General features: G+C 71.8%; 4 protein-coding genes. 3 read left to right on the plus strand and 1 reads right to left on the minus strand.

Annotated elements, in window-relative coordinates:
• The first annotated feature begins 56 nt into the window (after positions 1 to 56).
• Positions 57 to 2,249, plus strand: a complete 2,193-nt coding sequence (locus FNX44_RS22255; RefSeq protein WP_143650566.1) for a 3-hydroxyacyl-CoA dehydrogenase NAD-binding domain-containing protein — start codon at positions 57 to 59, stop codon at positions 2,247 to 2,249.
• Positions 2,250 to 2,310: 61 nt separating this feature from the next.
• Here FNX44_RS22255 and FNX44_RS22260 read toward each other — a convergent pair whose 3' ends face one another.
• Positions 2,311 to 3,060 carry a MerR family transcriptional regulator gene (locus tag FNX44_RS22260; protein WP_143650567.1) on the minus strand — a complete coding sequence of 250 codons (750 nt, stop codon included), beginning with the start codon at positions 3,058 to 3,060 and terminating at the stop codon, positions 2,311 to 2,313.
• 263 nt (positions 3,061 to 3,323) lie between these two features.
• On the opposite strand from FNX44_RS22260, the gene FNX44_RS22265 reads away from it, so the two are divergent.
• Together FNX44_RS22265 and FNX44_RS22270 are read left to right on the plus strand one after the other, a co-directional pair.
• Positions 3,324 to 3,977 (plus strand): TetR/AcrR family transcriptional regulator, encoded by a 654-nt coding sequence (locus FNX44_RS22265; RefSeq protein WP_228450106.1) that lies wholly within the window; start codon positions 3,324 to 3,326, stop codon positions 3,975 to 3,977.
• 144 nt (positions 3,978 to 4,121) lie between these two features.
• Positions 4,122 to 6,314 (plus strand): MMPL family transporter (locus FNX44_RS22270; protein ID WP_143650568.1); only part of this gene is annotated, 2,193 nt, incomplete at its 3' end.

Consider the following 6,314-nt stretch of genomic DNA (forward strand, 5'->3'; position numbering starts at 1 on the left):
ACCCCACTCCGGACAAGAGCCCCGCCAACCCGCCGAACCGCCAGGAGACTCCACCCATGTCCGAGCCCACCACGATCCGCTGGCAGTGGGGCGTCGAGGGCCACCCCGGCACCGACGACGTCGTCACCCTCGTGCTCGACGACCCCGACCAGTCCGCCAACACCATGAACGCGGCCTTCATCGACTCGCTGACCGCCGTCGTCGACCGGCTCGAGGCCGAGCGGGACGACATCCGGGGCGTGGTGCTCACCTCCGCCAAGAAGTCCTTCTTCGCCGGCGGTGACCTGCGGCTGCTGAGCAGCGCCGGACCCGAGGACGCCGACGAGGTCTTCACCCGCGGCATGGGCATGAAGCGCGACCTGCGCCGCCTGGAGACCCTGGGCCGCCCCGTCGTCGCCGCGATCAACGGCACCGCGCTCGGCGGCGGCCTCGAGGTCGCGCTCGCCTGCCACCACCGCGTCGCGCTCGACACCCCCGGCGCCAAGATCGGTCTGCCGGAGGCGACGCTGGGCCTGCTGCCGGGCGGCGGCGGCATCGTCCGCACGGTACGGCTGCTGGGCATCGCCGACGCGCTGCTGAACGTGCTGCTGCAGGGCCAGCAGTACCGCCCGGTCCGCGCCCGCGAGAAGGGCCTGGTCCACGAGGTGGTCGGCGACCCGGCCGAACTCCTCGCCCGAGCCGTGCAGTTCATCGACGCCAACCCCGAGGCCAAGCAGCCCTGGGACGTCCCCGGCTTCCGCATCCCCGGCGGCACGCCCGCCCAGCCGAAGTTCGCCGCCAACCTGCCGGCGTTCCCCGCCAACCTCACCAAGCAGACCGGCGGCGCCCCCTACCCGGCGCAGCAGCGCGTCATGGCGGCCGCCGTCGAGGGCTCCCAGGTCGACTTCGACACCGCGCAGACCATCGAGAGCAGGTACTTCACCGAACTGGTCGTCGGCCAGACCTCGAAGAACATGATCCAGGCGTTCTTCTTCGACCTGAGGGCCGTCAACGCCGGCGCCAGCCGCCCCAGCGGCCCCGAACAGCGGACCGTGCGGCGGGCGGCGGTGCTCGGCGCCGGCATGATGGGCGCCGGAATCGCCTACAGCTGCGCGAAGGCCGGCATCGAGGTGGTACTCAAGGACGTCAGCGTCGAGGCGGCCGAGAAGGGCAAGGACTACTCGCGCAAGCTCGTCGAGAAGGCCGTCGCCAAGGGCCGCAGCAGCCGCGAGGACGCGGACGCCCTGCTGGCCCGCATCACCCCCACCGCCGAACCGGGCGACCTCGCCGGCTGCGACGCCGTCATCGAGGCCGTCTTCGAGAACACCGAGCTCAAGCACAAGGTGTTCCAGGAGGTCCAGCACGTCGTCGCCCCCGACGCGCTGCTCTGCTCCAACACCTCCACCCTCCCCATCACCGGCCTCGCCGAGGGCGTGGAGCGCCAGGCGGACTTCGTCGGCCTGCACTTCTTCTCCCCGGTGGACAAGATGCCGCTGGTGGAGATCGTGCGCGGCGCCAAGACCGGAGACGAGGCGCTGGCCCGTGCCTTCGACCTGGTCCGGCAGATCAACAAGACGCCGATCGTCGTCAACGACTCGCGCGGCTTCTTCACCTCCCGCGTCATCGGCCAGTTCCTCAACGAGGGCGTGGCGCTCGTCGGCGAGGGTGTGGAGCCGGCCTCCGTCGAGCAGGCCGCCGCCCAGGCCGGCTACCCGGCCAAGGTGCTCTCCCTGATGGACGAGCTGACGCTGACCCTGCCGCGCCGCATCCGTGACGAGACCCGCGCCGCGCTGGAGGCCGAGGGCGGCGAACTGCCCAGGCATCCGGCGGAGGAGGTCATCGACCGGATGGTCGACGAGTTCGGCCGCCCGGGCCGCAGCGGCGGCGCCGGCTTCTACGAGTACGAGGACGGCCGGCGCACACGCCTGTGGCCGGGACTGCGGGAGCACTTCGCCAAGGACCCCGCGCCCGACGTCCCGTTCGAGGACATGAAGGAGCGGATGCTGTTCGCCGAGGCGCTGGACACCGTCCGCTGCCTGGAGGAGGGCGTGCTGACCTCCGTCGCGGATGCCAACATCGGCTCGATCATGGGCATCGGCTTCCCGCCGTGGACCGGCGGCGCCCTGCAGTACGTCAACGGCTACCCCGGCGGCCTGCCCGGCTTCGTCGCCCGGGCCGAGGAGCTGCGCGCCCGCTACGGCGACCGCTTCGCCCCGCCGCGGCTGCTGCGGGAGAAGGCCGAGCGCGGCGAGGTCTTCTCCGACGCGTGAACCGCTGCCGGGTCGGCCCACTCCACCGTCGGCGGGGTGGGCCGACCCGGCCCGTGTGTGCTCAGCCGCCCAGTCTCGGGACGCGCTCCTTGGGGAACGCGCCCCGCAGCTCCTCCCTGAGCGAGCGCTGGAACGCCGTCAGCAGTGCCTGGACCACCAGCGGCTGCATGTGCGCCGACAGCGACTTCATCCGCTCCACCTGCTCCGCGTCCGGCTCCTGCGCCCGGTACGGCTCCCACACCTCCTCGCGGAACAGTTTGCTCAGCTCCCGCGCCACCTGCCGTGCGTGGTCGAGCAGCACCTGACGAGCCGCCAGTACCGACTCCTGCGACATCGGCAGCTCCAGCAGCCGCACGCCCAGCGGCAGCAGTCCCGGGTCCACGACAAAGCGCCCGGCCTCGTCGGTGCGCTCCAGCACGTTCAGCAGCTCCAGCCGCCGCAGATCGCTCTCGTCCAACGGACGTCCCGCCCGCCGCTCCAACTGCTCGCGGGTGACCTCGTCGGTGGTGTCCGGCATCCAGGAGGCCACCAGCGCCCGGTGCACGGCCAGGTCCTGCGCCGTCATGTCCTCCGGGAGCCGCTGGAGGTAGCGTTCGATCGCCGACAGGGTCATGCCCTGGCTCTGCAGCTCCTCGATGAGCGCCAGCCGCGCCAGATGGTCCTCGCCGTACCGGCCCACCCGGCGCGGGCCGATGCGCGGCGGCGGCAGCAGGCCGCGGGTGCTGTAGAAGCGGATCGTGCGGACGGTCACCCCGGCGCGGGCCGCCAGTTCGTCGACGGTGAGCGTCGCTTCCTCGGCCTGCTCGGTCATGCGCGGTGCCTCTCGCCTCGGTGGTGCCTGTTCTCCGCTCCCGTCTGGTCGGGACCTGCGCAGCAGTATCGCTGTCTCACCGCTTCTGTGAAACCCGAGTCGAGACACGCGAGAGTTTCGAAACCATCGCGTATCGATCCGCTTGCGTTTCGCAAGGCGCGGACCTACGCTTCTTGGAGAACGACACCGTTTCGATGAGGCGGTGCTCGACCTGATCCGTCGGCGCGATCTGCCGGCTTGGTGCATCGGCTTGAATGAGCCGTATGAGCGAGGAGAACGTGATGCCGGTCCGCGACACCACGGGCACCGCCCGCCGGTCCCGGCGCAGCAAGATCACACCGGAGCGGGAGCGCGAACTCTACGACGCCGTACTCGACCTGCTCCGCGAGGTCGGCTACGACGCCCTGACCATGGACGCCGTCGCCACCCGCACCAAGTCGAGCAAGGCCACGCTGTACCGGCAGTGGGGCAGCAAGCCGCAGCTCGTCGTCGCGGCGCTCGACTGCTGCGGCGCCGCACCACCGCCGTTCGAGGAGCTCGAAGCGGAGAACCTCGTCGACAGCATGCGCGAGCTGGCCCGCTGGGCCGCCCGCGACGCGGCCAAGGACACCGCCCTCATGCGCGCCGTCGGCCAGTCCGCGCAGAACGACCCGGAACTCGCCCGCGCGATGCGGGAGACCGTCATCGAACCCGAACTCAACGCGTTCCGTGGTCTGTTGGAGAAAGCCGTCCAGCGCGGCGAACTCGCCGAGGTACCGCCCGCGGCCGACTACCTGCCGCACATGTTCTTCGGCCTGCTCTTCGCCAGACCGGCCATCGACATGATCGAGGTCGACGAGGACTACCTCGTCGGATTCGTCGACGAGGTCGCCGTACCACTGCTCGGCCTCACCGACACACCACCGCCCACCGACTGACCCACCGACTGACCCACCCACGTCCTTCCGCGTCGGCCCCGCCCTCACGGGCCGACCGACAACCGCACAGGGACCCCACCCGCCGCCGCCACCGGCGCCGACGGGGCGGTCCGTCACACCCTGAACCCGACGGGAGTTGCCCCCGTGGCCACGTTCCTCGCCTCACTCGGCCGGTTCTCCTACCGGCGCCGACGGCTGGTCGCCCTCATCTGGGTGGCACTGCTGCTCGCCGTCGGCGGCGCCGCCGCCACCGCCTCGTCCACCCCCGGCATGAACGTCTCCATGCCCGGCACCGAGGCCCAGCGCGCCTTCGACCTCATCGACGAGCGCTTCCCGCAGAGCCACGCGGACGGCGCCACCGCCCAGATGGTCTTCCAGGCCCCCAAGGGCGAAACGATCACCGAAGGCCCGCACAAGGCCACGATCGACCGCACCGTCGCCCGTCTCGCCAAGGATCCCGAGGTCGCCTCCGTCGCCGACCCCTACACCGTCAGGGCCCTCAGCGAGGACGGCCGCACCGCCTACGCCCGCGTCACGTTCGAACGCGGCATGGGCGACGTGCCCGAGGAGTCCCAGGACCAGCTCCTCGCCATAGCCGACGCCGCCCGCGCCGACGGGCTGACCGTCGAGACCGGCGGCACCGCCCTGGAGACCCCGCCCGCGACCGGCGCCGGTGAGATCGTCGGCGTCCTCGTCGCCGCCGTCGTCCTGGTCATCACCTTCGGCTCACTCGTCGCCGCCGGCATGCCGCTGATCACCGCGCTGGTCGGCGTCGGCATCGGCGTCGGCGGCGTCATCGCGCTCGGCGGCCTCCTGGACCTCGACGGCACGACATCCATCCTCGCCGCGATGATCGGCCTCGCCGTCGGCATCGACTACGCACTGTTCATCGTCTCCCGCCACCGCGCCGAACGGGCCGCCGGACACGACGGCGAGACCGCCGCCGGGCGGGCCGTCGGCACCGCCGGTTCCGCCGTCGTCTTCGCCGGCCTCACCGTGCTCATCGCGCTGGCCGGACTCGCGGTCGTCGGCGTACCGATGCTCACCAAGATGGGTCTCGCCGCCGCCGCGACTGTCGCCATCGCCGTCCTCGTCGCGGTCTCCCTCGTCCCGGCCGTGCTCGGCTTCGCCGGCGACCGGGTACTCGGCCGCCGCGCCCGCCGCGCGGCGACGGCCGACACCACCCCGAGTGAGGACGCCCGGCCCGCACTCGGCACCCGCTGGGCCCGCTTTGTCCTCCGCCGCCCGGTCGCCGTGCTGCTCACCGCCGTCATCGGCCTCGGAGCCATCGCCGTCCCGGCCTCCCAGCTCGAACTCGGCATGCCCGACGACGGCTCCCGCGCCGAGGAGACCACCCAGCGCCGCGCCTACGACCTGCTGTCGGAGAACTTCGGCCCAGGCGCCAACGGCCCGCTGATGCTGGTCGTCGACGCCAGCAGCGTCGACACCGACCAGGAACGCGCCGTCGACCGCGTCGCCGAACGCGTCCGTGCACTGGACGGCGTCCTGATGGTCACCGAACCGGAGTTCAGCGATGCCGGCGGCACCGCCCTGCTCACCGTCGTGCCCGCCACCGGGCCCACCGACAAGAAGACCGAAGACCTCGTCCACGCCATCCGCGACACCGCCGCCGCCGGCCGCGCCGACACCGGCGCGGAAGCCCTCGTCACCGGTGCCACGGCGATGAACATCGACTTCTCCGAGAAGCTCAACGACGCGCTTGTGCCCTACCTGGCCCTCGTCGTCGGCCTGGCCTTCCTCCTCCTGATGGTCGTCTTCCGCTCGGTCCTCGTGCCGCTCAAGGCCGCCCTCGGCTTCCTGCTGTCGGTGCTGGCCGCGCTCGGCGCGGTGGTCGCGGTCTTCCAGTGGGGCTGGCTCGCCGACCTGCTGGGCGTCGCCCAGACCGGCCCGATCGTCTCCATGGCCCCGATCTTCCTGGTGGGCGTCGTCTTCGGCCTCGCCATGGACTACGAGGTCTTCCTGGTCACCCGGATGCGCGAGGCCTACGTCCACGGTGAGGAGCCGCGCGAGGCGATCGTCACCGGCTTCACCCACGGCGCCCGCGTGGTCGCCGCCGCGGCCGTCATCATGATCAGCGTCTTCGCCGGCTTCATCGCCTCCGACGAGCCGATGATCAAGATGATGGGCTTCGGCCTGGCCATCGCCGTCTTCTTCGACGCCTTCGTGGTCCGGATGGCGATCGTCCCGGCGGTGCTGGCGCTCCTCGGCCGCTCCGCCTGGTGGCTCCCCAAGTGGCTGGACCGCGTCCTCCCATCGGTGGACGTCGAAGGCGAGGCCCTCACCAAGCAGGCCCCCGCCCCGGAACCCACCAAGCAC

This window comes from Streptomyces alkaliterrae, assembly GCF_007097205.2.
Classification (GTDB): domain Bacteria; phylum Actinomycetota; class Actinomycetes; order Streptomycetales; family Streptomycetaceae; genus Streptomyces; species Streptomyces alkaliterrae.